The following is a 1,019-nucleotide window of genomic DNA, read 5'->3' as shown; positions in this document are numbered from 1 at the left end:
GAAGCGGCGGACGCGATGGTCAAGGCCGCGAACGTCACGCTGATCGGCACCGAGAAGATCGGTTCCGGGCTCGTGAGCGTCATGGTCCGCGGGGACGTCGGCGCGGTGAAGGCCGCCGTCGAGGCCGGCGGGGCCGCCGCCGCCCGTTTGGGCGAGGTCGTCGCGACCCACGTGATCCCGAGGCCGCACGCGGATGTGGAGAAGATCCTCCCGTCGATCAAGTAACCCGAAACCGACAACGACGCAAAGGAGATAAGAACGATGATGGAAGCATTGGGCATGGTCGAGACCAGGGGTCTGGTAGCAAACATTGAAGCGGCGGACGCGATGGTCAAGGCCGCGAACGTCACGCTGATCGGCACCGAGAAGATCGGTTCCGGGCTCGTGAGCGTCATGGTCCGCGGGGACGTCGGCGCGGTGAAGGCCGCCGTCGAGGCCGGCGGGGCCGCCGCCGCCCGTTTGGGCGAGGTCGTCGCGACCCACGTCATCCCGAGGCCGCACGCGGATGTGGAGAAGATTCTTCCCTCCATCAAGTAACAAAGGGGGATACCCATGGAACGGGCAATTGCGCTGATCGAGGTGCAGGCGATGGCCGCGGCGGTCGAGGGGCTCGACGCGATGCTCAAGGCCGCCGACGTCCGCCTGGTACATATCGAGCGCCGCCTCGGGGGGCGCATGGTCACCATCGTCGTGGACGGGGAGGTATCCGCCGTCCAGGCGGCCGCCGACGCGGGTAAGGCCGCCGCCGGGCGGGTTGGCACCGTGAAGCTGTGCGAGGTGATCCCCCGCCCGCACGAGGAGATCAAAAAATTTCTCTATACCGATGATGTGGAGGCGTAGCACGGCATGGCAAAGGCAAATCAGAACGGAAAGAACAAGGTGACCAAGAGCGTGATTGCCGCAACCTCCCCGGAGGTGCTCGAGATGGTGACCAAACAGGTGCAGGCGAACACGCCCGCGCCGCCCGCCCCTCCCGCCCCAAAGCCGGAGGAACCGAAGGAAAAGAAGGAGCGTACAGG

At 66.0% G+C, this 1,019-nt stretch carries 3 protein-coding genes; all 3 read left to right on the top strand.

All coding sequences use genetic code 11. From position 1 onward, the window contains the following. Window positions 1-225, top strand: a 225-nt coding sequence (locus tag C1A13_RS00015) for a BMC domain-containing protein (protein ID WP_146021651.1), incomplete at its 5' end; no start/stop codon positions are given. 36 nt (window positions 226-261) lie between these two features. Next, window positions 262-537 (top strand): BMC domain-containing protein, encoded by a 276-nt coding sequence (locus tag C1A13_RS00010; protein WP_101547903.1) that lies wholly within the window; start codon window positions 262-264, stop codon window positions 535-537. A 15-nt stretch (window positions 538-552) separates the two neighbouring features. Beyond that, on the top strand, window positions 553-840 hold the full coding sequence (locus tag C1A13_RS00005; protein ID WP_101547901.1) for a BMC domain-containing protein: 288 nt from the start codon (window positions 553-555) through the stop codon (window positions 838-840). Window positions 841-1,019: the final 179 nt, after the last annotated feature.

The organism is Anaerotruncus massiliensis (ex Togo et al. 2026) (assembly GCF_900199635.1).
GTDB lineage: Bacteria > Bacillota > Clostridia > Oscillospirales > Ruminococcaceae > Anaerotruncus > Anaerotruncus massiliensis.
Note: the sequence above shows the minus strand (reverse complement) of the source record. Positions and strands in the feature narration are given on the sequence as shown.